This is a genomic window from Microbacterium sp. NPDC055665 (genome assembly GCF_053618035.1).
The window spans coordinates 625,724-648,261 of the sequence record NZ_JBSHGY010000002.1 but is presented as its reverse complement, the minus strand read 5'-3'; the positions used below and the strand labels follow the sequence as shown (position 1 = coordinate 648,261).

General features: G+C 68.2%; 24 protein-coding genes and 2 tRNA genes. 10 read left to right on the top strand and 16 right to left on the bottom strand.

The window, feature by feature from the left end:
• Nucleotides 1-2: 2 nt before the first annotated feature.
• Nucleotides 3-1,694 (top strand): Stk1 family PASTA domain-containing Ser/Thr kinase, encoded by a 1,692-nt coding sequence (gene pknB / locus ACWGO6_RS08840; protein WP_452326486.1) that lies wholly within the window; start codon nucleotides 3-5, stop codon nucleotides 1,692-1,694.
• Nucleotides 1,695-1,726: 32 nt separating this feature from the next.
• Here pknB and ACWGO6_RS08835 read toward each other — a convergent pair whose 3' ends face one another.
• Genes ACWGO6_RS08835 through ACWGO6_RS08825 form a run of 3 tightly spaced genes read right to left on the bottom strand, consistent with a single transcriptional unit; the run spans nucleotide 1,727 to nucleotide 3,334 of the window.
• The gene (locus ACWGO6_RS08835; protein WP_452326485.1) at nucleotides 1,727-2,359 is read right to left on the bottom strand and encodes an anthranilate synthase component II; all 633 of its coding nucleotides are present in this window, start codon (nucleotides 2,357-2,359) and stop codon (nucleotides 1,727-1,729) included.
• On the bottom strand, nucleotides 2,356-2,511 hold the full coding sequence (locus tag ACWGO6_RS08830) for a DUF4175 domain-containing protein (RefSeq protein WP_136042581.1): 156 nt from the start codon (nucleotides 2,509-2,511) through the stop codon (nucleotides 2,356-2,358). Before ACWGO6_RS08830 ends, ACWGO6_RS08835 begins: the two co-directional genes overlap by 4 nt.
• Before the next feature lie 28 nt (nucleotides 2,512-2,539).
• On the bottom strand, nucleotides 2,540-3,334 hold the full coding sequence (locus tag ACWGO6_RS08825; RefSeq protein WP_452326484.1) for a class E sortase: 795 nt from the start codon (nucleotides 3,332-3,334) through the stop codon (nucleotides 2,540-2,542).
• A gap of 104 nt (nucleotides 3,335-3,438) precedes the next feature.
• Between ACWGO6_RS08825 and ACWGO6_RS08820 the strand changes: the two genes are divergently transcribed.
• Nucleotides 3,439-3,678: a cell division protein CrgA gene (locus ACWGO6_RS08820; RefSeq protein WP_136042579.1), complete on the top strand. Its 240-nt coding sequence runs from the start codon at nucleotides 3,439-3,441 to the stop codon at nucleotides 3,676-3,678.
• Between the two features lie 277 nt (nucleotides 3,679-3,955).
• On the opposite strand, the gene ACWGO6_RS08815 is transcribed toward ACWGO6_RS08820, so the two are convergent.
• Entirely contained in the window at nucleotides 3,956-4,849 is an 894-nt protein-coding gene (locus ACWGO6_RS08815) for a rhomboid family intramembrane serine protease (protein WP_136042578.1), read from the bottom strand.
• Nucleotides 4,850-4,870: 21 nt separating this feature from the next.
• Complete coding sequence (locus ACWGO6_RS08810; protein WP_136042577.1) at nucleotides 4,871-5,428, bottom strand: peptidylprolyl isomerase; 558 nt, start codon at nucleotides 5,426-5,428, stop codon at nucleotides 4,871-4,873.
• Between the two features lie 144 nt (nucleotides 5,429-5,572).
• Between ACWGO6_RS08810 and ACWGO6_RS08805 the strand changes: the two genes are divergently transcribed.
• Together ACWGO6_RS08805 and ACWGO6_RS08800 are read left to right on the top strand one after the other, a co-directional pair.
• Nucleotides 5,573-6,079 carry a DNA helicase gene (locus ACWGO6_RS08805; protein WP_136042576.1) on the top strand — a complete coding sequence of 169 codons (507 nt, stop codon included), beginning with the start codon at nucleotides 5,573-5,575 and terminating at the stop codon, nucleotides 6,077-6,079.
• On the top strand, nucleotides 6,076-6,591 hold the full coding sequence (locus ACWGO6_RS08800; RefSeq protein WP_452326483.1) for an aminoacyl-tRNA deacylase: 516 nt from the start codon (nucleotides 6,076-6,078) through the stop codon (nucleotides 6,589-6,591). Before ACWGO6_RS08805 ends, ACWGO6_RS08800 begins: the two co-directional genes overlap by 4 nt.
• Nucleotides 6,592-6,593: 2 nt before the next feature.
• Here the strand turns inward: ACWGO6_RS08800 and ACWGO6_RS08795 are convergent, their stop codons facing one another.
• Together ACWGO6_RS08795 and ACWGO6_RS08790 are read right to left on the bottom strand one after the other, a co-directional pair.
• Nucleotides 6,594-7,016 carry an NUDIX hydrolase gene (locus ACWGO6_RS08795; protein ID WP_136042575.1) on the bottom strand — a complete coding sequence of 141 codons (423 nt, stop codon included), beginning with the start codon at nucleotides 7,014-7,016 and terminating at the stop codon, nucleotides 6,594-6,596.
• Between the two features lie 44 nt (nucleotides 7,017-7,060).
• The gene (locus ACWGO6_RS08790; RefSeq protein ID WP_452326482.1) at nucleotides 7,061-8,656 is read right to left on the bottom strand and encodes an amidohydrolase; all 1,596 of its coding nucleotides are present in this window, start codon (nucleotides 8,654-8,656) and stop codon (nucleotides 7,061-7,063) included.
• Nucleotides 8,657-8,772: 116 nt separating this feature from the next.
• Between ACWGO6_RS08790 and ACWGO6_RS08785 the strand changes: the two genes are divergently transcribed.
• Nucleotides 8,773-9,219 (top strand): DUF1801 domain-containing protein, encoded by a 447-nt coding sequence (locus ACWGO6_RS08785; protein WP_136042574.1) that lies wholly within the window; start codon nucleotides 8,773-8,775, stop codon nucleotides 9,217-9,219.
• 49 nt (nucleotides 9,220-9,268) lie between these two features.
• Here the strand turns inward: ACWGO6_RS08785 and ACWGO6_RS08780 are convergent, their stop codons facing one another.
• The 4 genes from ACWGO6_RS08780 to ACWGO6_RS08765 all read right to left on the bottom strand — a co-directional run bounded on the left by ACWGO6_RS08780 (nucleotide 9,269) and on the right by ACWGO6_RS08765 (nucleotide 14,718).
• The gene (locus tag ACWGO6_RS08780; RefSeq protein ID WP_452326481.1) at nucleotides 9,269-10,693 is read right to left on the bottom strand and encodes an aldehyde dehydrogenase family protein; all 1,425 of its coding nucleotides are present in this window, start codon (nucleotides 10,691-10,693) and stop codon (nucleotides 9,269-9,271) included.
• A 134-nt stretch (nucleotides 10,694-10,827) separates the two neighbouring features.
• On the bottom strand, nucleotides 10,828-12,006 hold the full coding sequence (solA, locus tag ACWGO6_RS08775; protein ID WP_452326480.1) for an N-methyl-L-tryptophan oxidase: 1,179 nt from the start codon (nucleotides 12,004-12,006) through the stop codon (nucleotides 10,828-10,830).
• A gap of 40 nt (nucleotides 12,007-12,046) precedes the next feature.
• Nucleotides 12,047-13,183, bottom strand: a complete 1,137-nt coding sequence (locus tag ACWGO6_RS08770; RefSeq protein WP_452326479.1) for a tyramine oxidase subunit B — start codon at nucleotides 13,181-13,183, stop codon at nucleotides 12,047-12,049.
• Nucleotides 13,180-14,718: an APC family permease gene (locus tag ACWGO6_RS08765; protein ID WP_452326478.1), complete on the bottom strand. Its 1,539-nt coding sequence runs from the start codon at nucleotides 14,716-14,718 to the stop codon at nucleotides 13,180-13,182. Before ACWGO6_RS08765 ends, ACWGO6_RS08770 begins: the two co-directional genes overlap by 4 nt.
• Nucleotides 14,719-14,874: 156 nt before the next feature.
• On the opposite strand from ACWGO6_RS08765, the gene ACWGO6_RS08760 reads away from it, so the two are divergent.
• From ACWGO6_RS08760 to ACWGO6_RS08745, 4 genes are all read left to right on the top strand, one after another.
• On the top strand, nucleotides 14,875-15,786 hold the full coding sequence (locus ACWGO6_RS08760; protein ID WP_452326477.1) for an AraC-like ligand-binding domain-containing protein: 912 nt from the start codon (nucleotides 14,875-14,877) through the stop codon (nucleotides 15,784-15,786).
• A 57-nt stretch (nucleotides 15,787-15,843) separates the two neighbouring features.
• Nucleotides 15,844-16,968: a M24 family metallopeptidase gene (locus ACWGO6_RS08755; RefSeq protein WP_452326476.1), complete on the top strand. Its 1,125-nt coding sequence runs from the start codon at nucleotides 15,844-15,846 to the stop codon at nucleotides 16,966-16,968.
• Nucleotides 16,969-17,003: 35 nt separating this feature from the next.
• A complete protein-coding gene (locus tag ACWGO6_RS08750; RefSeq protein ID WP_376101741.1) occupies nucleotides 17,004-17,378 on the top strand; it encodes an HNH endonuclease in 375 nt (124 codons plus the stop codon).
• Between the two features lie 100 nt (nucleotides 17,379-17,478).
• Nucleotides 17,479-18,393 (top strand): hypothetical protein, encoded by a 915-nt coding sequence (locus tag ACWGO6_RS08745; protein ID WP_452326475.1) that lies wholly within the window; start codon nucleotides 17,479-17,481, stop codon nucleotides 18,391-18,393.
• 63 nt (nucleotides 18,394-18,456) lie between these two features.
• Here ACWGO6_RS08745 and ACWGO6_RS08740 read toward each other — a convergent pair.
• The 5 genes from ACWGO6_RS08740 to ACWGO6_RS08720 form a co-directional block, all read right to left on the bottom strand.
• Nucleotides 18,457-18,529, bottom strand: a tRNA-Ala gene (locus ACWGO6_RS08740).
• Between the two features lie 26 nt (nucleotides 18,530-18,555).
• A tRNA-Ile gene (locus ACWGO6_RS08735) sits at nucleotides 18,556-18,629 on the bottom strand.
• A gap of 85 nt (nucleotides 18,630-18,714) precedes the next feature.
• Nucleotides 18,715-19,674, bottom strand: a complete 960-nt coding sequence (locus ACWGO6_RS08730; protein ID WP_452326474.1) for a hypothetical protein — start codon at nucleotides 19,672-19,674, stop codon at nucleotides 18,715-18,717.
• A complete protein-coding gene (locus ACWGO6_RS08725) occupies nucleotides 19,671-20,360 on the bottom strand; it encodes a LuxR C-terminal-related transcriptional regulator (protein ID WP_452326473.1) in 690 nt (229 codons plus the stop codon). The genes ACWGO6_RS08730 and ACWGO6_RS08725 overlap by 4 nt, the downstream gene beginning before the upstream one ends.
• Nucleotides 20,348-21,637, bottom strand: coding sequence for a histidine kinase (locus tag ACWGO6_RS08720; RefSeq protein WP_452326472.1), 1,290 nt, complete (start codon nucleotides 21,635-21,637; stop codon nucleotides 20,348-20,350). Before ACWGO6_RS08720 ends, ACWGO6_RS08725 begins: the two co-directional genes overlap by 13 nt.
• Before the next feature lie 127 nt (nucleotides 21,638-21,764).
• Between ACWGO6_RS08720 and ACWGO6_RS08715 the strand changes: the two genes are divergently transcribed.
• A complete protein-coding gene (locus ACWGO6_RS08715; protein WP_452326471.1) occupies nucleotides 21,765-22,475 on the top strand; it encodes a VIT1/CCC1 transporter family protein in 711 nt (236 codons plus the stop codon).
• Nucleotides 22,476-22,538 lie beyond the last annotated feature (63 nt).

The following is a 22,538-nucleotide window of genomic DNA, read 5'->3' as shown; positions in this document are numbered from 1 at the left end:
ACGTGTCCACAGAGCCACGAGTCATCGCGGGTCGATACCGCGTCGACGAGCTCATCGGGCATGGCGGGATGGCCAAGGTCTATCGCGGCTACGACCTGACCCTCGGCCGTGAGGTCGCGATCAAGATCCTCGACCCCGAGCTGGCTCGTGACACCGCCTTCCGCAACCGCTTCCGGTTGGAGGCGCAGGCGGCGTCCCGCATGTCGCATCCGTCGATCGTCCGCGTCTTCGATGCCGGTGACCCCTCATCGAACGACCCGTCGTCCGATGAGCCCCCGTACATCGTGATGGAGCTGGTCAAGGGCACGCTGCTGAAGAAGATCATCGCCGACGGACCGGTGCCGGTCGAAGACGCGGTGCGCTACGTCGACGGCATCCTCGAGGCGCTCGACTACTCGCACCGCGCCGGTGTCGTGCACCGCGACATCAAGCCCGGCAACGTCATGGTGACCGACAAGGGCCAGGTCAAGGTGATGGACTTCGGCATCGCCCGAGCCGTCTCCGACTCCTCGTCGACCGTGGCGGAGACCACGCAGATCATCGGCACCGCTGCCTACTTCTCGCCGGAGCAGGCCAAGGGTGAGCCCGTCGATGCCCGCGCCGACCTGTACTCAACCGGCGTCGTGCTGTACGAACTGCTCACCGGCCGCCAGCCGTTCCGTGGCGAGTCGCCGGTGGCCGTCGCCTACCAGCACGTCAGTGAGACCCCGATCCCGCCGACCGAGGTGAACGAGGATGCACCGGGCGCACTCGACCCGATCGTCCTGCGGGCTCTCGCGAAGGACCCGTATCAGCGCTACCCGGATGCCGCGCACTTCCGCGCCGCACTGGATGCCGCCGTGACCGGGGCGGCGCCGACCCGCAAGCAGCTGGGTGCGCTGACGAGCGAGCTCTACGGTCCGAGTCCGCGGCAGGCGCAGGAGACGGCGCGGTCGCTGCGCCAGCTCAGCTCCGACACCACCATGACCCGCACCCAGTCCGGCCCTCCGGTCGCCTGGATCTGGGCCGGTGTCGCTCTGCTCGCTGTGCTGCTCGCGTCCGTCCTGTTCTGGGTCGTGACGATCAGCATGCGTCCGCCCGAGGTGCCGAGCACCTCGCGCATCATTCCGAACCTCGTGAACGTGTCGTCCGAGCGCGCGCAGGACGACCTCGCCAAGCTCGATCTGACGGCGAAGATCGTGATCGAGTCGAGTTCCGAGATCACCGAGGGCAACGTCATCCGCACCGACCCCGAGGCGGGAGTCTCGGTGGAGGAGGGCTCGACGGTCACCGTGCACGTCTCCTCCGGCGTGGAGACCGTGGTGGTGCCGAAGATCGAAGGCATGGCGCTCGAGGATGCCACCAAGGCGCTGAAAACCGCCGGCCTCGAACTCGGGACGGTGATCCAGAAGAACGACAAGGGTCTCGCCGCGGGAACCGTGATCTCCGCCAGCGAGGCGGCGGACACCGAAGTGGCTCCGGATACCGTCGTCAACCTCGTCGTCGCCAGCGGAAAGGTCACGCTGACCGACCTCGTCGGCTGGACAGTCGAGGCGGCGACGACGAACCTCACCGACCTCGGTCTGACCCCGAAGTCCGTCGAAGAGGCGGATTGCGCCCCCACCGAGCCGCCGACCGTGCACTCGATGTCGGTCGCCCCGGGCGATGTCCCGATCGGCTCTACGGTCGAGCTCCGTTACTGCGCCGCGCCCTGAGTCCCTCCTGACGCGCCTCGTGCGCCGAGGCGTCAGCGCGCGAGCGGGTGCAGGCTCTCCGACCGAGCGACGGCATCGCGGTCGCCGCAGAGTTCCAGCCAGTTCGCGAGGAGCCGGTAGCCGCCTTCCGTGAGCACGCTCTCCGGGTGGAACTGCACGCCGTGCAGCGGCAACTCGCGGTGCGAGAGCGCCATGACCGTTCCGCTGTCCGTCCAGGCGGTGACGACGACCTCGGGCGGGAGGTCGGATGCCGCGAGCGCCAGGGAGTGATACCGGCCGGCGTCGAACGGCGACGGGATCCCCGCGAACAGCGCCGATCCGTCGTGCGTGACCGCGGAGACCATCCCGTGCATCAGCTCGGGTGCCTCACTGACCGCGGTGCCGAGCGCTTCACCGATGGTCTGATGCCCGAGGCAGACCCCGAGCGTCGGCGTCCGCAGTCGAGCAGCGATCCGCACCGCTTCGACGGAGATTCCGGCATCGGCAGGGCGCCCGGGGCCGGGGGAGAGCAGCAGGGCCTCGTATCCGGGCAGCATCCGCTCGAACTCGGCGGCGCTGAGCGCGTCGGATTCGACCATCGCGGTCTCGGCGCCGAGCTCGTGGAGGTAGCCGACGAGGGTGTGCACGAAGCTGTCGTGGTTGTCCACCACGAGCACTCGGGTCATTCGACGTCGACCTCGCCGGGGGCGATGATCGGGCTCAGCCACGGGAACACGTACCAGAACAGTCCGTACAGCACGGCGGCGACGAGGACGATCAGGATGAGGACGCGCAGCCACCACGGACCGGGCAGCAGGCGCCAGAGTGCGGCGTACATCAGTGTTCTCCCTCGTGGGTGTCCATGGTCACACCGATGGGGCGGCCGGAGGAGGCGGCGGGTCGGTCAGCGCGGTCGGGAGTCCCTCGGCGCGGGGCTGGAAGCTCTCGAACACCCCGTAGGCGACGATGCGCTCCGCGAGGGAGTAGAGCGGAGAGCAGGCGGTGAGCGTGATGTACTGCTCGCCGGTCTGCTGTGCGGGCATCTGCGGCACGTCAGCGAGGACGTCGGTCTGCGTCGGCTTGACGTATTCGAGGGTGCGGAACCGGTATGTGTACCAGCCGTCGGGGGTCTCGACGACGATCGCATCGTTCAGCTGCAGCTTGTCGAGCTGATTGAAGGGCTTGCCCCAGGTGGTGCGGTGTCCGGCCATCGAGAAGTTGCCGACCTCGCCGGGCATCTTGGAGTCGGTGTAGACGCCGATCCCCTTCTGGTCGAGGGTCCGTGCGCGGCTCGTTCCGCCGTAGATCCCGAAGTTGTAGTCCGCGCCGAAGCGGGGGATGTGCATCTGTCCGAACCACTCGGCGTCGGCCGGGGCCGCGGGAACCGGGGGGACGTAAACGGTGGCGCCGTCTTCCGTCTCGACGACAGGCGGGAGCTCGGGCGCCTCACCCTGCGCGAGCTCCTGCGAGATCGCCGCACCCTCGTCGTTCTTCTGTGCACTGATGATGATGTCGCCGATCCACATCTGCCACGCGACGAAGAGCAGGACGAGCACTCCTGCGGTGAGGAGAAGTTCGCCGAGCACGCTCGCGAAAGTCGCGCGAGAGCGTGGTCGCTCCCGCCGCGGGCGTCGCCCCCCAGGCACGACGGATGCAGTCATGGCGCGATCATATCCCGGGACGCTGAACGGATGCCCGCCATCCCCGCTCGTCCGTTGCGATCGCCGCCTCGTCGGATGACAGGTCTCATGGGTACAATGACGGCATGGCACGAGACCGTAACACCGAAGAACCCGCTGTCGAGCGCGCCGAAGGCGACGCCGCTCCCAACGCCGTGTGGTTCAAGCCGGTGATGATCGGCTTCATGCTCCTCGGCCTCGCGTGGATCCTGGTCTTCTACATCTCGGGCATGCAGTTCCCGATCCCGGGTCTCGACAACTGGAACCTCGCGATCGGCCTCGGCATCGCCCTGATCGGCTTCCTGATGACCACCCGCTGGCGCTGACGCCACTCCTTCTCGAAAGGCCCCTCGCGCAGCGAGGGGCCTTTCGCATGCTCAGAGCGAGCTATGGCTCCAGGCAAGGGCGCGGGGTTGTTCCCGGAGCGAGCATCGGGAGGGCCCCGCGAAGCGGGAGGGACCCGCTCTGCGAGCGAAGGGAACGACCCCGCGCCCGACCCACAAGACGAACCGAGCGAAAGTTATCCACAAGGCTCTCCACAGCCTGGGGAGAATTACACCGGTGTTATTCACAGGGGTTAACAACCCTGTTAACAACTCGGGATCAGGACAAAAGGATCAGCGGCGGGATGAAGGCGACGATGACGATCAACAGAACGACGAGTGCGGAGAGCAGGACGATCTGCCAGGTGCGCTGGTCTCGACGCCTCGTCTTGGTGTAGATGAGGGCGACCAGGGCGCCGACGATGGCGCCACCCAGATGCGCCTGCCAGGAGATGCCGCCGGCGAAGAAGCCAAAGGCGAAGTTGATGCCGAGGATCACGAGGATGCCGGTCACGTTCGCGCCGATGTGGCGGCCGATGATCAGCAGTGAGGCCAGCATTCCGAAGATCGCACCGGATGCGCCGACCGTCGGGTCCAGGGGTGCGAGGAGAGCGACCGCCACCGATCCGCCGAGGCCGCTGATCAGATAGAGGGCCAGGAAGCGGGCGCGACCGAGCATCGGCTCGAGGCTCTGTCCCAGCATCCACAGGGCGAGCATGTTCAGCGCGAGGTGGATGAACCCGCCGTGCACGAACAGCACGGAGAGGAGGCGCCAGGGCTCGAAGCCCGCGCCGAAGAGGTTCGGATAGAGATAGGGCGCGTAGAAGGCGAGCGCCTGCGTGATCGGCCCGTTCATCCCGGGTATCAGCTGCACCAGGCCGATGAACGACGTGACGGCGAGCAGCACGTACGTGACGATCGGCTTGCCGCCGCGGGCGATCGCCATGGTCCCGCCGCTGCGAGCACCCCACCGGCGCTGGGCCTTCTTCTGCGCGGGGGTGCGGTTCTTGCGCTCGGCGTTCATGCACTCCGGGCAGATGACGCCGACGGGCGCCTGGGTCTGGCACTCGGGGCAGATGGTGCGCATGCACCGCTGGCAGAGCACGAAGCTCTGCCGATCCGGATGCCGGTAGCAGAAGTTGTCGCGATTGCTCGTGAACTCAGGCGTGGTCATCCGGATCGGCCGCAGCTGTCGTCAGGCCGCGACGATGTCGATCGACTGCAGCACGACGGGCTCGATCGGACGGTCGCCGCCGCCGGTCGGAACCGCACCGATCTTGTCGACGACAGCGCGGGAGGCGTCATCGGCGACCTCGCCGAAGATGGTGTGCTTGCCCTGCAGCCACGGAGTCGGGTCGGTGGTGATGAAGAACTGCGAGCCGTTGGTGCCCTCGGGCTTGCCGGTGATGGCGTTGCGGCGGAGGCCGGCGTTCGCCATCGCGAGGATGTACGGCTTGTTGAAGTCGAGCTCCATGTTGATCTCGTCGTCGAAGTTGTAGCCGGGGCCGCCGACGCCCTGTCCGAGCGGGTCGCCGCCCTGGATCATGAAGTTCGGGATGATGCGGTGGAAGATGACGTCCTTGTAGAGGGGACCCTCGCCCGGCTTGCCGGTGGCGGGATCGGTCCACTCCTGGGTGCCGTCGGCGAGACCGACGAAGTTCTTGACCGTCTTCGGTGCGTGATCGCCGAAGAGGTTGATGACGATGTCACCGTGGTTGGTGTGCAGGGTTGCGACGTGGGAAGCGTGAGCCATGCCCTCATTCTCGCAGAGCTTTCGGTGAGTTCGCCCGGTGTACCGCGGATCCGTCAGCGGCGCAAGGGCCGGGCGATTCCCGCCCGGTATCCAGCCTCTCGTGGCAAGATGGGGAACCCGTACTCCAATGGACAGGAGAGCATCGTGAGCCTCAGCCGCAAGCGGAAGAAGGAACTGCGTCGTCTTCAGAACGACGCGAACCAGCTCTGGGAGAACCAGCAGGTGCTCGTCGGTCACGCCGCCGATGTCGCCCGCGAGGCCGGACGTCAGCTCGGAAACATCAATCGCGAGCAGGTCGTCCCCGTCATCCAGGACACGTACAACCGCCGTGTCGCCCCGGTCGTCGACCGTGGCGTGAAGATCGGCAAGCACGTCGTCGACGACAAGGTCGTCCCGATCGTGGGTGGAGTCGTCGGTTCGGCTCTCACCGCCTGGGATGTCGCGAACGCCAAGCGTCACGGCGTGGCAGCACCCGCTCGTCGCGGCGACTTCGGCAAGAAGCAGAAGTCCGGCCCCGGCCTCGGTTCGGTCATCGCGATCATCCTCGGTGCTGCTGCTGCCGTGGGCGTGCTCTACGCCGCATGGCAGGCGCTGCGTGCCGACGATGAGCTCTGGGTCGCGGACGACCCGCTCGCCGCGCCCGACGCGTGACCCCGTCTGATCCCGCCTCCGTCGCCTCTGGTGACGGAGGCGATCGGCATGCGCGGGTACGAGACGCGGCCGCTGCTCGCGGTCTCGACATCGAGATCCGCGAGCGCCCCGCGGCCGACAGCCTGTTCGAGGCGGCCGAGCTGCTCGGCATCCCGCCGTCCGGCATCGTGAAGACGCTCGTCGTGAAGCGTTCGGACGACACCTTCCTGTTCGCCCTCGTGCCCGGCGGACGCTCGATCTCCTGGCCGAAGCTGCGCGCACTGGTCGGCGTGAACAAGCTGCGCCTCCCCGAGCCCGAACTCGCACTCCAGGCGACCGGCTACGAGCGGGGCACCATCGTCCCCATCGGCAGCACGACGGACTGGCCGATCTACGCCGACGAGTCGATCGTCGGTCAGCGCATCGCGATGGGCGCGGGTGCCCACGGTTACAGCCTCTTCGTCGACGCGGACGACCTCATCGCCGCCTATGGAGCGACGGTCGCCGACATCTCGGTTCCCGAGGAGCGCTGAGGTCAGAGAAGGCCGGCCATCCGCATCGCGATGTCGACGAGCTTGACGCGCTGCAGCTCGGCCACGGCCTTCAGAGGGAACCACTCGGCCATGTCGGTCGAACCTCCGGTCTCGAAGCGCAGCTTGCCGCCCGTGACCTCTGCCCGATAGACGATGCGCAGCGTGTGCAGCGGATCCGCGGCCTTCTGCACGCGGCGTCCCGCAGGGATGACCCGGGAGTGGATGCCGAGGAGCTCGCCCACCTTCACGGTGTAGCCGGTCTCCTCACGGAGCTCGCGGCGCACCGCATCCTCGGGCGATTCACCGGGCTCGAGTCCCCCGCCGGGCATTGTCCACGCCACGCGGCGGCCCTCGGTCCAGCGCGCAAGCAGCAGACGCCCGTCGTCATCGGTGACGACCGCGTACGCCGCGACACGCAGGTCCATGGATCACACACTATCCGGCGGCGCAGACCGCCGATGACCGTGTGTCAGGCGACCCTGGTGCCGCTCACATAGGTCGCCATCACCTGCGTCTCGGCGAGGTCTTCGGCCGAGACCGTGAGGGGATCGCGGTCGACGACGATGAAGTCGGCCAGGAGTCCGGGGGCGAGGGCGCCGACCTCATGGTCGCTGAACAGTTGCCACGCCGCGTTCACGGTGTGCGCGAGAAGGGCCTGCTCGCGCGAGACCGGGGTTCCGCCCGGCATCCGGTATCCGTTGCGCGTGGTGCGGGTCTCGGCGACGGCCATGTTCCGGAAGGGCTCGTTGGGGGTGACCCATCCGTCGTTGTGGAAGGTCGCCCGGTGACCGGTGGCGAAGGCTGCTCCGGCATCGGCCCAGGCACCGCCGCGCTCCGGACCGAAGAGGTCGTCGACCAGCACCTCTCCCCAGTACGTGATGTGGTCGACGAAGAGACTGACGGTCACGCCGAGAGAGGCTGCTCGCTCGAACTGCGCCGGCGTCATGGCCCCGCAGTGCTCCAACCGGAAACGGTGGTCGGTGAGCTCGTGCTGCCGGACGAGCTGCTCGTACACGTCGAGCGTCGCGTCGATCGCGAGGTCTCCGTGCACATGACAGGCGAGCTGCCAGCCGGCGGCGGCATAGGGCTCTGCGATCGTCCGCAGCTGCTCGGCGGTGTAGTTCGCCCGCCCGATGTGATGCGGTTCGAGCCCGAGCGAGCGGGTCGCCGCCGTGTCGAGGTAGGGGAAGGATGTGGCGATGTTGCCCACCCACGGAGAACCGTCGGACCAGGTCTTCACGCCTGTCTGACGGAACACGGGATCGTCATCGCTGCGCGGGGCGGCGACACCGCCGGGGCGGGACATCTCGTACCACCGCAGCCGTACCGGCATCGCGCCCTGCGCACGGAGAGCGTCGATGAGCGGGTTCAGCTCGGGGTTCCACGACAGGTCCGACACGGTGGTGATGCCACGGGATGCGAGGTCGTGCAGATGCGCGGGGAGGATCCGGGGGAGATGCTGCTTCGCCTTCGCGAGCATCGGCGCCACGACCTGCTCGACCGCGGCGGCCTCGAGGGCGACCCCCGTGAGCTCCCCCGCGGCGTCGCGACCGAACGATGCGCCGACCGGATCGGGGGTGTCCCGATCGAGGCCCGCGGCGAGCGCGGCCGCAGTGTTGAAGTACACCGAGTGACCAGAGTTGTGGATGACGACGAGGGGCACGCTGCCGGCGAGCTCGTCGAGGAAGCGGATGTCGGGGTCGGGGAGTCCGCGCTGCAGCAGCGCATCCCACCCGTTCGCGAAGATCGCTTCGCCACCGGCATCCTCGACCGCCGCTCGGAGCGCCCCGAGGACGCCTTCCGCGTCGGGGATCATGACGGGACGCAGGTCGACCACGAGATCGGACAGCAGGATCGCGGAGAAGCCCGGATGCCCGTGCGGCTCGATCAGCCCGGGCATGACCCATCCGTCGAGGGCTATGGTCTCCGCGTCCGGGAAACGGTGGCGAAGCTCGTCCGCTGCCCCGACGGCCACGATCGTGCCGTCGTCGACGGCCATCGCCTCCGCTTCGGCGTCTGCGCTCGGCGAGAGCGGACGGATGCGGCCGGTGAAGACTGTCGTCATGGCGCCAGTCTGGCAGCCGGGGCGGCTTCAGGGATCGATCACGAATCGAGAAGCACACGGAGGATCGACCTCCGTAGTGTGAATCCCACACCGGAAGCACTTCGAGAGGACCGATCATGGCCGAGAAAGAGAAGAACTTCAGCGCCGAAGAACGCGAGGCCATGCAGGCCGCCGCGAAGGAGGCCCGCACCCGACGCTCGCGCGCGAAGAAGTCACCCGAGGAGCTGCGCGCCGCGGGGGAGGCCGACATCAAGGAGGCGATCGAGAAGCTGACCACCGAAGACCAGGCTCTGTCGAACAAGCTGCACGCCCTCGTGTCCGAGGTCGCCCCGGAACTCGTACCCCGCACGTACTACGGGATGCCTGCGTGGGGTCGGGATGGCAAGGTGCTCTGCTTCTTCCAGCCGGCGAGCAAGTTCAAGGTGCGGTACGGCACGTTCGGTTTCGAGCCCATCTCGAACCTCGACGACGGCAACGTCTGGCCGACCGCCTACGCAGTCACGGATCTCACCAAGGCCGACCTGGAGTTCCTCGCCGAGCGCATCCGCCTCGCGATCAGCTGACCTTCCGGTGCTGAGAGGGTGCGCGGCCTGGCGCCGCGCACCCTCTCACTCAGCCGTTGATGACCTGCGGCACGGCGACCGACTTCAACCCTTCGACGCCGAACTCGAGGCCGTAGCCGGACGACTTGTGGCCTCCGAACGGGATCATCGGGTGCACGCCGCCGTGCGAGTTGATCCACACCGTTCCGGCCTGGATGCGCGCGGCGACCTTGCGGGCCTCGTCGCGCTCACCCCAGACCGACGCTCCGAGGCCGACGTCGAGTCCGTTGGCGCTGGCGATCGCGTCGTCCACATCGGTGTACCGGATGATGGGCAGCGCGGGACCGAACTGCTCCTCGTCTACGAGCGCGACCCCGTCGGTCACGTCCGCGACGAGGGTGACCGGATAGAAGAGCTCGCCGAGCTCGGTCGCGGGTGCGCCGCCCGTGACGATACGGCCGCCAACTCGCGCCGCGTCATCGACCAGGTCGCGCACGATCTCGAACTGCGCACGGTTCTGCAGCGGACCGAGCACGTTCTGCTCATCCAGACCGTTGCCCATCGGCGTCTGCCGCGCGACATCCGCCAGCGCGTCGACGACCTCGTCGTAGACCGAGTCATGCACATAGAGGCGCTTGAGTGCGGCGCAGGTCTGACCCGTGTTGATGAAGGCGCCCCAGAAGAGGTCCTGCGCGATGGCCGCCGCGTCGACGCCCGGCAGCACGATCCCCGCATCGTTGCCGCCCAGCTCGAGCGTGAGCCTGGCGAGGTTCTTCGCCGAGCTCTCGACGATGCTGCGGCCGGTCGCGGTCGAGCCCGTGAACATGACCTTGCCGATGTCGGGGTGCGAGGCGATCCGGGCTCCCACCTCTCGGTCTCCGGCGACCCCGATCAGCACGTCGCGGGGGAGAACCTCGTTCATGACCTCGATCAACGCCAGCACGCTCAGCGTCGTGTACCCGCTCGGCTTCACGACCACCGTGTTCCCCATGCGCAGCGCCGGGGCGATCTGCCAGATGCCGATCATCAGCGGCCAGTTCCACGGTCCGATCGCGCCCACCACGCCGATCGCGCGGTAGTGCAGCTCCGCATGCGTGTCGCCGTCGTCGACCACGAGCTCGGGCTCGAGGGCTGTCGCGGCCGCGGTGCGCAGCCAGGCGGAGCACGCGCCCACCTCGAAGCGGGCGTTCGGGCCGTTGAGCGGTTTCCCCTGCTCCCGCGACAGCAGGCGGGCGAGCGGCTCGGCGTTCGCGTCGATCGCATCGGCCACGCGGTTCAGGAGCGCACTGCGCTCCGCATGGCCGAGCGCGTCCCACGCCGGCTGAGCCGCCTTCGCCCGCGCGACCGCGGCGTCGAGTTCTTCGACCGTGTGCACGGGTGCCCGACCGATGGGCTCCCGTGTCGCCGCATCGACCACTTCGCGACCCTGACCCGCGGGGACGCCGACGCGCTCCAGCAGGGCGGCCTCATCCAGAACCGGGGCGATCTCCGACATCACTGTCTCCTCACGATGGGATGCACGACAGGTTCATCGCGCAGTTCGAGTCTGTGCTCACGGGTCGAGCTGAGTTTGACTGCCCGCGCGGCGCGCTTGCCGGTCCGTGACCGAAGGGCGTCGCACGGAAGCCATCAATGTCCACCGCCGCGGTATGCACCGACGGTCGCCAAGCGGTCGAGGTGGGCGCCCAGCGAGAAGTGCGGGTCGATGTCGGATGCGCTCGGCTGGGTGGCGAGCCGAGCCGCCCATTCCCCGAGCACGGGCGCGAACTTGAAGCCATGCCCGGAGAGTCCGGTCACGGTCACGACCCGCTCACTCTCGCTCACATCCACGATCGGCGTGCGATCGGGCGTGTAGGCGCAGTGGTGCACACTCGACCGCACCGGTTCGGGGTTCAGGCTGGGGAAGAACTCCTTGGCCTGCTGCCCGATCTTCGCGAGTTCGCGTCGCGTGTACTCCCGCGGAACCTCGTCGACGTCGCGGGCGACCGGCCAGGTCGGGTTGCTGCTCGCCTTGATCGAGTAGCCGTCGAGGCTCGGCGCCCCGAAGAAGTGCACGGGTCCGACATCGCGCAGGAACGCGGGGAAGCGCTCTGGAAGGAAGTCGGCGATGTCCGTGGGCATGAACCAGGTCAGACCCAGCACCTGCAGCCGCAGCAGATCGCGCAGGCGACCGTCGAGTCGGGTGGACCAGGAGCCGGAGGCGAGGATCACGGTGTCGGCCCTGATCGCCTCGTTCGGGGTGCGCACCACCACGCCTCCCGGCTCTTCCTCGATCGCGAGCACCGGGGTATGGAAGTGCAGCTGTGCGCCGGCGGCCTCGGCGAGGTCGAGTGCTGCCAGGAGCGAGACCTCCGGACGGATGCCGCCGCCGTGGTGGTCGAGCACCCCGACGTCGCCGTCGCGCACGTTGTGCTGCGGGTGGGCGCGCCGCAGCTCCTCGGTGTCGTACAGCGTGTGGGGCAGGTCGAACTCGCGCGCGGTCTCGAGGGTCGTGCGCATCTCGACCCGGTCGGGCTGGGCGATCGACAGGGCCCCTACCTCGAGGTAGAGCTCCCGGCCGGACTGCTGCTCGAGATCTCGCCACAGTCGCCGCGACTCCTGGAGCATCGGCACGTAGCGCCCGCCCTCGTGGTACGCAGTGCGGAACACTCGGGACTCCCCGGCATACGAGCCCCTGTCGTGCACCTTGCCGTACTGCTCGACGCCGACGACCTCGACATCATCGCGCTGCGACAGGCGCCACGCGGCGAGAGCACCCACCGCCCCCAGCCCGACGATGACGATCCGCTTCCTGACCTGCGCACTCATGGGTACTCCCGACGAATGATCGATGCGAGACGGACGCCGGTCATGCGAGAGCCGGCGTGTCCCAGAGCAGCAGCTCGGTGCCGATGCCCTCGGCCACCGCGCGCCGGTAGACGACGGTTCCCCAGGCGACGTCCTCCACCGGCATCCCGCCGACGGAGTACAGGAAGATCTCGTCGTCACCCCGGCGGCCCTCGGCCTCGCCGCTCATGATCGCCGGCAGGTTCTCGAGGGTCTCCGCGCCCACGTCGCCGGAGCGGATGCGGTCGAGCAGGTACATGCCGTGGAGACCGATGTGCTCGTGCGCGGGATGGGGCACTTCTTCGCTCCACGCCTCGTACAGGCCGCGGAAGTCCGCGATGTGGCGCGCACCGTGGAGCAGCTCGTCGTCGATCATGATGTCGGCGGGCAGGCTCACCAGCGCGCCGGGCTTGATCCACTGCTTCTCGATGCGCACGTAGTTCGCCGACCCGGCCGCCGTCGTGGGGGCGATGGTGACCAGATCGCTGCCGCGCACGGCATCCTCCACGCTGTCGACGACCGTGACCGTCGTGAACTGCGGGTACTCGCGCCGGACCCACTCGACGAAGGAGTCGATACCGGATCGGCTGCGGCCGGCGACCTTCAGCGTGTCGAGCTCGGGGCGCACGGCCACGAAGGCTTCGAGCGTCGTCCGGTTCATGACGCCGGGGGCCACGATGCCCACGCTCCGGGCATCGGCGTTCGCGAGGTGTCGCGCGCCGACACCCGGCACGGCGCCGGTGCGGTAGGCGCTCAGCAGGTTCGCCGACATGTGTGCGAGGGGTGCACCGGTGTCCTTGTCGCTCAGCGTGAGCATCAGGATCGATCGCGGCAGACCGTTCTCGCGGTTGGCCATGTTCGACCCGTACCACTTGCATCCGGCCGTCTGGAAGGTGCCGCCGAGATACGCCGGCATCGCCATCATCCGTCGATGCGGACCGTCCAGGGGCATGCCGTCGTGAGGGGACTCGGTGGGGAAGGTGACCATCGACCCGTGGGAGTTCCCGTCCGGCCCACCCATCCGGTAGTCACCGGCGTCGACGAGGCGCAGGGTCTCCTCCATCACGTCGACGCACAGACTCATGTCTGTGACGCCCGCCGCAACCGTGTCCGGCTCGGACAGATATCGGAACGTCAGCCTGGTGTCGGGGGCGCTCACAGGTTTCCTCTCGTCGCGTCGACCACTGGCTCACCGAGGAGTGATGCCTCCGGCAGCTCGGTGCCGTGGCCGATCTGGCGGTAGACCTCGGGCCGCGCCCTGCGCAGCCACAGCGCCCACACCACGGCCAGCGCCGAGGGCACGAGCAGCACAGCCGGGAGGATGAAGGTCGTCGGGGTGGACTCGGCCTGACCGAGCAGCACGTCCCAGTTCAGAAGGATCAGCACCCACACGATCCCGAGCGCCACGAACGCGATGATCGGTGCGACCAGCCTGCTGCCGGCGCCCACCTCTCGGCTGTCGCGTCGGAAGAAGCCGATCACCGCGACGGAGACGAGCACCAGGAGCAGCACGAGCCCGAAGGCACCGAGATTGGTGAGCCAGGTGAAGAGGGTGATCACCGGATACGGGCCGTTCTCGGGATTCCAGCCCTGCTCGCCGATCGCGAAGCCGATGATCACGACCACCGCGATCGCGGACTGCAGCAACGACCCTGCCCACGGTGCACCGCTCGTGATGCGGACGGTTCCCAGCACCCGCGGCAGCACACCCTCGCGACCGAGCGAGAAGGCATACCGGGCGACCGCGTTGTGGAAGCTGACGAGGGCGGCGAACAGGCTGGTGATGAAGAGGATCGACATCACGTCGACCCAGATCACGCCCAGGTGCTCGGCGACGAAGTTGAAGAACAGCGGAGGGCCGGCCTCTTCCGGCGAGATGCCCGCGGGGTCGGTGATCTTGCTCGGGCCGACGGCGAGCGCGAGCGCCCAGGAGGAGATGGCGTAGAAGATGCCGGACACGCAGACAGCGAGGAATGTCGCGCGCGGGATGGTGCGCTTCGGATCCTTCGACTCCTCGCCGTAGATCGCTGCCGACTCGAAGCCCATGAACGCGGCGATGCCGAACGCGAGGACCGCTCCCACTCCAGGAACGAACAGGGCCGCGGGGGTGATGGGTGCCGCCGTGAATCCCTCAGCCGGGTTCCCGAAGGCGAACAGATCGAACACGATCACCGCCACGAACTCCAGCGCGACGAGCACGCCCAACACTTTCGCCGAGAGATCGACCCGGTGGACGCCGAGCACACCGACCAGCACGATCGTGAGGAGCACCCACACCCACCACGGACTCGCCCACCCGGTCTTCGACTCGATGAACGAGCTGATCTGGAAGCCGAGCATCCCGTAGATGCCGATCTGCATGGCGTTGTAAGAGAGGAACGCGAGCACCGACGCCCCGACGCCGGTCGGGCGACCGATTCCCTGCGCGACGTACGCATAGAACGCACCGGCATTCGTGACGAACCGGCTCATGGCGGCGTAGCCGATCGCGAACACGGCGAGTGCCACCGCGAGCACGATGTAGCCGAAGGGGATGCCGTCGACGTGTGTGACCGCGTAGGCGCTGGTCACTCCGCCGGCGAGAACGGTGAGCGGCGCGGAGGCCGCGATGATCATGAAAGCGACCGCGAAGACGCCGAGGCGCCGATGCTCGGCCGTTCTCGTCGTCGACGTTGTGGGAGGGGACGTCACCATGGCACAGCTCCTTCGATGCTCGGGTCAGTCCTCATACTCGCCAGGGGGAGCCGTCGTCGATTGACGGCGAGGGCAGAACACTTGTCTACGCGGGCACACCGACCGAGTGCTAAAATGCGTCATCGTATATGATCGGCCACAGTGAGGTGAGCCCTGATGCAGAGTCTGTCGTTCCTCGACTATCGCCATGCGGTTTCCCGCGCTGTCGTCGCGCTCGACGTGACGGCGCCGGAGCAGGATCGCTTCCGTGGCGCGATCGATGCCACCGCTGCCGGAGACATCCACGTCTTCGCGATCGACGCCGACGGGCATGGCGTGCACCGCACCCCCTCGCTCATCTCCCGTGCCCCGCAGCAGTATTTCAAGTTCTCCCGCATCGAGCGCGGCAGCGGCATGATCGTGCAGGACGGCCGCGAGACCGCCCTCGGCAGCGGTGACATGGCCCTCTACGACACCGACCGCCCGTACTCCCTCCTCTTCGACGACGCCGTGCAGATGTCGGTGGTGATGTTCCCGAAGGTCCTCCTCGACATCCCCACGGAGGACACCAGCCGCATCACCGCGACCCGCCTCAACGCCGGTGGGGCGCTGGGCGCGATGGTCGGCCCCTACCTCGGCTCGCTGGCCGAAGGTGCGCACCACCTCGACAGCCGCGTCGCCCGGCGGATGCTGCGAACCGCCGTCGACATGCTCAGCACGGTGCTCGAGGCGAACCTCGCCGCGACCGACGGCCCGGTGAGCGCGCATTCCACGACGCTGACGCACATCCTCACCTACATCGACGTGCACCTCGCCGACAGCGAACTGTCTCCCTCGCAGATCGCGGCTGCGCACTACATCTCGGTGCGTCACCTGCATTCGATGTTCAGCGAGCAGGGCGCCTCGGTGTCCACGGTCATCCGACGGCGGCGACTGCAGCGGTGCTACGACGCTCTGATCGACCCGTATCAGGCCCAGCGCTCCATCGCCGAGATCGCGATCGGCGCGGGGTTTGTCGATGCAGCGCACTTCAGCCGCGTGTTCCGCGCCCAGTATGGAGTGCCTCCCCGCGCGGTGCGCGGCCGCTGACCCTCGATCACAGAACCCGCATGCCGCTGCGGGCACCCGCGCAGTAGCGTGGAACCCGTGAGCACACTGCCCTTCCCCGCCTCCGTGTACGCCGCCCGTCTCGCCCGTGCCGCATCCCTCGCCGCCGAATCGGGCCTGGATGCGATCATCGTCGGGCCGGGACCCGACCTGCAGTATCTACTGGGCGTCGAGGGCGACACGATCGAGCGGCTGACCGCCCTGGTGATCGGCCCCAACATCGCTCCGACGGTCGTGGTTCCCCGGATGGAGCTCGCGAAGGTGCGCACCACGGCGGTCGGCGAGCTGGGTCTGACCGTCGCCGACTGGGTCGACGGCGAAGATCCCTACGCGCTCGTGACCGCGGCCGCGGGGGAGGTCTCCCGCGTCGGTGTCTCGGATGCGCTGCCCGCACTGCACGTCGTCCCGATCGGCGAGCGTCTCGACGTGCGTCTCGAGCTGGCGACACCCGTGCTCCGCGAAGGACGCATGATCAAGGACGCCGAGGAGATCGCCGAGCTCCGCCGAGCGGGAGACGCGATCGACGCGGTGCATCGCCGCGTGCCGGAGTGGCTTCGGGCCGGGCGCACGGAGCGCGCGGTCGCCGCCGACATCGCGGAGGCCATCGTGGCGGAGGGCCACCGCACCGTCGAGTTCGTGATCGTCGGATCGGGCCCGAACGGCGCCGACCCGCACCACGAGGTCTCGGACCGGGTGATCGAAGAGGGCGACGTCGTCGTGGTCGACATCGGCGGCGCGGTGCCGAGTGGCTACAACTCCGACAGCACGCGGACCTACGTCGTCGGCAGCCCCGACCCCGAAGCGGCCGAGCGCATCGCGGTTCTCGTGCGGGCGCAGCAGGCCGCGGTGGATGCGGTGCGCCCTGGCGCCACGGCCGCCGAGGTGGATGCCGCAGCTCGCAGTGTGCTCGCCGAGGCGGGACTCGGCGAGGCATTCCTGCACCGCACCGGCCATGGCATCGGCGTCTCGGTGCACGAGGAGCCGTACATCGCGCCTGGCAACGACCTCGTGCTGCGAGAGGGGATGGCGTTCAGCATCGAGCCCGGCATCTACTTCGCCGGTGAATGGGGCGCACGCATCGAGGACATCGTGATCGTCACGGCCGACGGCGGTGAGCGGCTGAACGTCGCGCCGCACGAGCTGACCGCGGTCGGCTCGGCCTGAGTTCCAGCGTCGTCACCCAGCGGTAACATCAGCGCATGCGCCGCCCCCGCAAGGTCTCGTCCGCCAACGCGTCGCCGGCGACCCGAGCCCGCTATGCCAAGCGGCGGAAGAATCGGCTCGCACGCGTCGACAACGACCTCACCGACGCACAATGGCATGACCTCATGGATGCCTGGGGCGGATGCGCCTACTGCGGCGGTGAGGGGGCTGCGTTGCAGCGCGACTGCATCCAGCCCATCTCGCGCGGTGGCCGCTACACGATCGAGAACGTCGTCCCGGCCTGCGCCTCCTGCAACGCCAGCAAGCACAACGCCGAGGTGACCGGTTGGCTCCGGCGCAAGAAGCTCGACGAGCGCACCTTCCTCGTCCGGCACGCGACGATCCTGCGGGACCTGCGTCCGGTCGACTGAGGTCGTCGCGCCCGACGTCGCCTTACACGTCGATCGAGGAGACCTACGACGAGACGAGCCCGGCATCTGTCCGGGTCCAACCCGAAAGTGAGCACCCCTGATGGCAAGAAACGACCGGAACAACCAGCAGGGAAAGCTCGGCGAGCTTCGCGTGGCAGAGGTCTTCGTCAAGGCCGGATGCGCGGTCAACTTCCTGCCGTTCATGGATTTCGGTCTCGACCTCCATGTCCAACTTCCCGTCAGGGTCCCCGAAGCGGATGATGAGTCCTGGTCGATGTCGGGCTCGACCGCGCATGTGCAGGTCAAGACGACGAGGACGACGAGCTTGCCTGCAATCACGCGAGAGACGGCGGCTGCGTGGCAGCTCGGTGCACAAGCGGGAACACCGACGTTCGTCATAGCCGTCGTCTCCCACGAGCCCACAGCCGTTCACTACCGCTTCTTCGATCCTCTCGTCGTCAAGCAGTACGTCGACAAGAGCAAGGGCGACAGCTTCAAGCTGCCCATCAGCCGCGGGGTCGTCGTTCACCCCGAAGACCTCTACGATCACGTTTCGGAATGGGTCGTCAAGGCCCGGTACTACCTTTCGGCTGCGATCGGGTTCTTCTGGTCCGACGTGAAGGCGGAAGTGTGGGAATCCGCTGTGATGATGGTCTCGCAATTGACGCTCATCCATGAACGAGCGTTCCACGATCCGTCGACGTCCGCGCAGCTTCAGCCGTGGGCAAATACTGCACGCACGCTGATGTCCGCTTACCTCGACGGCGCCGGGTACCCTCCGGAGACGCTCGACGAACCCTTCGGTGCCCAGGCTGATTCACTTCTCCATGTCATCGAGCAAGACGCCTTCGACAAGGTCAACAACGGCGGTTCTGAGAAGCACGGATGGAACGAGTGGGTCGAGCCCCTGGCCTCGGTGTCGCCGGAGGGCGACGAGAGCGGTTCCCTGACCTACCTCGCGGAGATCTGCCGTGCCTATGGTCGGGTCTCGAACCCCGACGGCGATGCGCGCTGATGGCCAGAAAACGTGGACCAATGAAAGAAGCCCCCGGCAGGTGCCAGGGGCTTCTCGATCCTGTGGAGCCTAGGAGATTCGAACTCCTGACATCCTGCTTGCAAAGCAGGCGCTCTACCAACTGAGCTAAGGCCCCGTGAGGGAATTTCTTGAGTTAAAGGGTGGGGCTACCAGGACTTGAACCTGGGACCTCTTCATTATCAGTGAAGCGCTCTAACCGCCTGAGCTATAGCCCCGTCAACCTCCAAGACTTTACCGGAGAAACACGGAAAATCCGAATCGAGGGGGAGGACCCGGGAGAGTCCTCCCCCTCGACGACGTTCAGCGGCCCGGGCGGATGGTCGCCGTGCCCGCGGAGAGCGACACGTCGATGGTCCTCCGCGCACTCGGGGCCTCGTCGACCTTGGCGTTCAAGGTGCCGGCGCTGACGTTCTGAGTGATCGCGTATTCGACATCGGGCACCGTCAGATCGAGCGTGCCGGCGCTCACATCGACCGTGGTCTGCGTCGGCGCCGTACCGGTCAGCTCGACCGTGAGGTCGCCGGCGGAGACGCCGAGGTCGGCGCGGGTGACCCCGTCGAGGAGGATGTCGGCGCGACCGGCGTTCATCTCCGCGTCGAGCTCGACGGCCGATCCTTCGACATCGAGGGCGCCGGCGTTGACCCGGACGTCGAGCACTCCGTAGTCTCCCACCACATCCAGGCTGCCGGCGTCCAGATCGAGGTCTGCGTCCAGCGCGTCACCGCGCAGGCTCTCCGGCAGGGTGAGCACGGCGATCTCCTCATCGCCGAACCAGTTGCCGAACCACCAGCCGAACACGCCGTCAGGGCTCCGGACGATCAGTTCGTCACCGTCGCGGTCGAAAGTCCACGCGGTGCCGCGGCCGTTGGTGATGGAGAGCTGCGCCTCCTCGACATCGCCGAACTCGACGCGCATGCTGCTGGCGTCGGCGTCGACGTCGATCCCCTCGATGCCATCCACGCCCACGGTCTGCACCGAGTCGGGTCGGCTCGACGAGATGATGTTCCCGGCGGCGGCCGCGGCGGCGGTTCCCCCGGAGCCGAGCAGGGCGATGCCGCCGACCACGGCCGTGATGACCATGACCGCGGTGGTTCCCGAGGAGCGACCGCCCGAGGCCCCGGGCGGGGGTGCCGTCGGAGCCGCATGCGGGGCGGGTGTCGGGGGTGCCGGCGTCTGCGGCGCGGAAGCGTGCGGGGCCGAAGCGGGCGGCGGGGTGAGCGGGGTGTGCTCGCCTGCGGCGACGTTGTTGTCGGTGGTCATCGTGCCACTCCTGTCTGGCCGGTCGGCGGCGTCGGGCCACCGGTGTTCTCGATGTGGGCGAGGGCGGCGAGCACGCGGCGGTTGCCCGACTCGTCCTGCTCGAAGCCCAGCTTCTGGAAGATGGAGGTGATGTGCTTTTCGACACTGGCCTCCGAGAGGAAGAGGAGGCCGGCGATCGCCTGATTCGATTTGCCCTCCGCGATCAGCGCGAGCACGGTGCGCTCCCGTTCCGTGAGACGCATCATCCTGTCGTCGCGGTTGCGCCGCGTCAGCAGCTGCGCCACCACTTCGGGGTCGAGCACCGTGGCCCCCTCGGAGATGCGCTGCACCGAAGCCAGGAACTCCGAGACGTCGGCGACCCGATCCTTGAGCAGGTATCCGAGCGGACCGCCCTGCGCCGCTATCAGATCGGAGGCGTAGCGCTCCTCCACATACTGCGAGAGCACGAGGATGGCGAGCGACGGATGCGTGGACCGCAGTCCGAGCGCGGCGCGGATGCCCTCATCCGTGAACGTGGGAGGCAGCCGGACATCCAGGATGCAGAGGTCCGGTGCCGTGTTCAGCACGGCTTCCTCGAGTCCCTGCGTGTCGGGGAGAGCGGCGACCACCTCGTGGCCGGCGTCCTCGAGCAGACGGACGAGACCTTCTCGCAGCAGGACCGAGTCCTCGCAGATCAAGATGCGCACGGGACGTTCACCTCCAGGCTGGTCGGTCCGCCCTGCGGACTGTCGAGGCGGAACGTTCCGCCCGCGGCGAGGATGCGGTTCGCGATGCCGTCGAGGCCGCCACCGGGCTGCACCTGCGCGCCGCCGATGCCGTTGTCCTCCACCCGCGCCCAGAGGGTGTTCCCCTCGCGGAGCCGCACGATGACGCGGGCCTCGCTGGCCCTCGAGTGCTTCGCGGCGTTGGTCAGGGACTCGGCGATCGAGAAGTACACGGCGGCCTCGGCCTCTCTTCCAGGCCGCTGGGTCCCTGAGCCTGTCGAAGGGTCCATGCGCACATCGAGGTGCACGGGGATGTGCGACCGGCCGGCGAGTGCCGACAGCGCCGCGTCGAGGCCGCGGTCGTCGAGCACGGAGGCGTGGATGCCGCGGGCGAGCTGCCGCAGTTCGGTGATGGCCGCCTTGGTGGAGGTGTGCGCCTCGTTGATGAGTTCCTTCGCGGTCTCCGGGTCGCTGTCGATCTTCTGCTGCGCGAGCCCGAGCGTCATACCGACCGAGACGAGCCGCGGCTGCACGCCGTCATGCAGGTCGCGCTCGATGCGCGTGCGCTCCACGTCGGCGGCACGCACCGCTCCCTCTCGCTGTGCGGTCGAGGTGCGGACGCGTTCGGTGAGCTCCGTCTCCTTGCTGCGGACCACGATCGCCAGAGAGAGCGTGCGGTGCAGCAGGGCCAGCCCGATCATCCCGACCACCGAGGCCGCGATGCCGAGGATGCCGACCAGCGGCGCCCAGGCGACGGGGATGCCTCCGCCGCCGAAGGGTCCCATCACCGCGTCCGCTGCCGTGAGCGGGGCGAAGGAGATGATGATCGACCATACGAGGCTCCAGGCGAGCCGCAGCACGATGAAGCCGAGCACGGCCGAGATCGCGAAGTTCGCGACCGCGCGCCACATGCGGGGGTCGATCGCCTGGCGTCCGAGGGAGCGCAGCCAGCCGCCGAATCCGGGGCGATCACGCCGCTGCGGTCGCAACGGACTGATGGGCGCACGGTAGAGGGCACCGACACGGGCGACCTCGAACCAGCCGAGCCCGTACAGGGCGTACACGAGGCCGACGAGGAGCACGAGGCCGATGCCGGCGACGAAGAGGAGTCCGAGTCCGGTGCCGAGAAGCCCGCCGAGCATGCCGAAGATGGCGCCGCCGAGCGCGCCGACGCCTGCGAGATGCAGGATCGTGAGGAAGATGCGCAACGGCGGCTTCACCGCCGTTGCGGGAGCCGGGGTCGCTGTCTGAGTGGTCATGGTTCCAAGGTACGGCGGGGCCGACACGCACGACACCGAGTCAACCGGACACTGCGCTTCGGGTTTTCCGTAAACGAACGCGGGTGCTTTCCGCCCCATCGAACGCAGTGTCTGGTTCACTGGCTGCATGACAGCCCACGAAGGAGAACCTCACGGCGCAGGTCTCGGCCAGCGACTGAACTGGTTGCGTGCCGGAGTGCTCGGCGCGAACGACGGAATCGTCTCGGTCGCCTCGCTCGTCGTGGGCGTGGCCGGCGCGACGACCGACAACGCGGCACTCCTCACCGCGGGGATCGCCGGACTCGTCGGCGGGGCGATCTCGATGGCGCTCGGTGAGTACGTGTCGGTGAGCAGCCAGCGCGACAGCGAACGCGCTCTGATCGCGAAGGAGAGGGAAGAGCTGCGCACGATGCCGACCGCGGAACTCGCCGAACTCACCGGGCTCTATCGCGACCGCGGCCTCTCCGAGGAGACGGCGCGTCGGGTCGCCGAGGAGCTCACCGCACACGATGCGCTCTCCGCCCACCTGGAGGTCGAACTGGGCATCGACCAGAACGACCTGGTCAATCCGTGGCACGCGGCGATCTCCTCGGCGGTCGCCTTCACCCTCGGCGCGCTGCTCCCGCTGCTCGCCATCCTGCTGCCACCGCCGGAATGGCGTGTTCCGGTCACCTTCGTCGCCGTGCTCATCGCCCTCGCGATCACCGGCGCGGTGTCTGCCAGGATCGGCGGATCACCCCCGCTGCGGGCATCGATCCGGCTGGTCATCGGCGGGGCGCTCGCTCTCGCCGCGACCTGGCTGATCGGCACGCTCCTCGGAACGACCGGCGTCGTCTGATCCCGAGGGTTCCGAAGGACGACGAAGGGCGGATGCCGCAGCATCCGCCCTTCGTGAATCCGG

What these genes read in the sequence shown, in the direction of transcription:
- ACWGO6_RS08820 (WP_136042579.1), top strand. Translation starts at nt 3,439, where the DNA reads ATGGCACGAGACCGTAACACCGAAGAACCCGCTGTCGAGCGCGCCGAA.
- ACWGO6_RS08730 (WP_452326474.1), bottom strand. Translation starts at nt 19,674, where the DNA reads ATGACCACCGACAACAACGTCGCCGCAGGCGAGCACACCCCGCTCACC.
- ACWGO6_RS08835 (WP_452326485.1), bottom strand. Translation starts at nt 2,359, where the DNA reads ATGACCCGAGTGCTCGTGGTGGACAACCACGACAGCTTCGTGCACACC.
- ACWGO6_RS08780 (WP_452326481.1), bottom strand. Translation starts at nt 10,693, where the DNA reads ATGTCGGAGATCGCCCCGGTTCTGGATGAGGCCGCCCTGCTGGAGCGC.
- ACWGO6_RS08760 (WP_452326477.1), top strand. Translation starts at nt 14,875, where the DNA reads ATGCAGAGTCTGTCGTTCCTCGACTATCGCCATGCGGTTTCCCGCGCT.
- ACWGO6_RS08790 (WP_452326482.1), bottom strand. Translation starts at nt 8,656, where the DNA reads ATGACGACAGTCTTCACCGGCCGCATCCGTCCGCTCTCGCCGAGCGCA.
- ACWGO6_RS08715 (WP_452326471.1), top strand. Translation starts at nt 21,765, where the DNA reads ATGACAGCCCACGAAGGAGAACCTCACGGCGCAGGTCTCGGCCAGCGA.
- ACWGO6_RS08815 (WP_136042578.1), bottom strand. Translation starts at nt 4,849, where the DNA reads ATGACCACGCCTGAGTTCACGAGCAATCGCGACAACTTCTGCTACCGG.
- solA (WP_452326480.1), bottom strand. Translation starts at nt 12,006, where the DNA reads ATGAGTGCGCAGGTCAGGAAGCGGATCGTCATCGTCGGGCTGGGGGCG.
- ACWGO6_RS08825 (WP_452326484.1), bottom strand. Translation starts at nt 3,334, where the DNA reads ATGACTGCATCCGTCGTGCCTGGGGGGCGACGCCCGCGGCGGGAGCGA.
- ACWGO6_RS08750 (WP_376101741.1), top strand. Translation starts at nt 17,004, where the DNA reads ATGCGCCGCCCCCGCAAGGTCTCGTCCGCCAACGCGTCGCCGGCGACC.
- ACWGO6_RS08745 (WP_452326475.1), top strand. Translation starts at nt 17,479, where the DNA reads ATGGCAAGAAACGACCGGAACAACCAGCAGGGAAAGCTCGGCGAGCTT.
- ACWGO6_RS08765 (WP_452326478.1), bottom strand. Translation starts at nt 14,718, where the DNA reads ATGGTGACGTCCCCTCCCACAACGTCGACGACGAGAACGGCCGAGCAT.
- ACWGO6_RS08810 (WP_136042577.1), bottom strand. Translation starts at nt 5,428, where the DNA reads ATGGCTCACGCTTCCCACGTCGCAACCCTGCACACCAACCACGGTGAC.
- ACWGO6_RS08720 (WP_452326472.1), bottom strand. Translation starts at nt 21,637, where the DNA reads ATGACCACTCAGACAGCGACCCCGGCTCCCGCAACGGCGGTGAAGCCG.
- ACWGO6_RS08830 (WP_136042581.1), bottom strand. Translation starts at nt 2,511, where the DNA reads ATGTACGCCGCACTCTGGCGCCTGCTGCCCGGTCCGTGGTGGCTGCGC.
- ACWGO6_RS08795 (WP_136042575.1), bottom strand. Translation starts at nt 7,016, where the DNA reads ATGGACCTGCGTGTCGCGGCGTACGCGGTCGTCACCGATGACGACGGG.
- ACWGO6_RS08785 (WP_136042574.1), top strand. Translation starts at nt 8,773, where the DNA reads ATGGCCGAGAAAGAGAAGAACTTCAGCGCCGAAGAACGCGAGGCCATG.